This window comes from Alteromonas halophila (assembly GCF_014651815.1).
Lineage (GTDB): Bacteria > Pseudomonadota > Gammaproteobacteria > Enterobacterales > Alteromonadaceae > Alteromonas > Alteromonas halophila.
Map to the genome: position 1 here is coordinate 1 of NZ_BMXP01000034.1, position 947 is coordinate 947.

The 947-nt window shown below is 44.5% G+C and carries 2 tRNA genes and 2 rRNA genes; all 4 read right to left on the reverse strand.

Annotation, left to right across the window (positions count from 1 at the left end):
- A 23S ribosomal RNA gene (locus tag IE054_RS17775) occupies positions 1 to 113 on the reverse strand; the annotation flags it as partial.
- A gap of 495 nt (positions 114 to 608) precedes the next feature.
- Positions 609 to 685, reverse strand: a tRNA-Ile gene (locus IE054_RS17780).
- Position 686: 1 nt separating this feature from the next.
- Positions 687 to 762: transfer RNA gene (locus IE054_RS17785), tRNA-Ala, on the reverse strand.
- A 79-nt stretch (positions 763 to 841) separates the two neighbouring features.
- Positions 842 to 947: ribosomal RNA gene (locus tag IE054_RS17790) — 16S ribosomal RNA — on the reverse strand; the annotation flags it as partial.

Consider the following 947-nt stretch of genomic DNA (forward strand, 5'->3'; position numbering starts at 1 on the left):
CATCTGTGGCTCAAATGCGTTTTGTCAGCTCACCACAGCTTTTCGCAGACTTACACGTCCTTCATCGCCTCTAACTGCCAAGGCATCCACCGTATACGCTTTGTCACTTAACCATACAACCCCAAAGAGCCTTTTGACTTCTCTATTGAGCGATGAATTAACACCTGCTGTATGATGACAAGCTAATCGTGGAATTGCCTTGCTATCAATCAATGTTGATAACAAGCAATTCAAGTCAAGTAGAGTAGTTACGTGCAAAATCGTGATGATTGCGAAGCTTTCATCGCGACTTTTGCGCAAGGAGGACTCACAGTTCGCTCAGTTGTTAAAACTTAGCTTGCTGTCAATTCTCTCAGTTACTCAATTTTGATTGATTACTAATATCAGCTTTCCAAATTGTTAAAGAACGTTCGGCTCAATGACGAATCATTTCACCTTAGGGTAAAAAACCCTAATCAATGCTTACTGCTACGAGTAAATATTCATTAGGATTTATATCCACTGCGACCAAAACATCACCTTTAGCAAGCAGGTTAATTGCCAGCCGATTTCACATCGGCGATAAGCAATTTACCGCGCCACTTGCGAAGCAAGTGTTTGTAGGTAAATGGTAGGCTTGGGCAGACTTGAACTGCCGACCTCACCCTTATCAGGGGTGCGCTCTAACCAGCTGAGCTACAAGCCTGTGGTGGAGCTAAGCAGGATCGAACTGCTGACCTCCTGAATGCAAATCAGGCGCTCTCCCAGCTGAGCTATAGCCCCGTAAATCTTTGGTCGTTCTTTTCAAACAAGACAATCTGTGTAGGCACTGCATTAACAGTATCAAAGTCGATTCTTTTGGTAAGGAGGTGATCCAACCGCAGGTTCCCCTACGGTTACCTTGTTACGACTTCACCCCAGTCATGAAACACAAAGTGGTGATCGTTCTCCCGAAGGTTAAACTAACC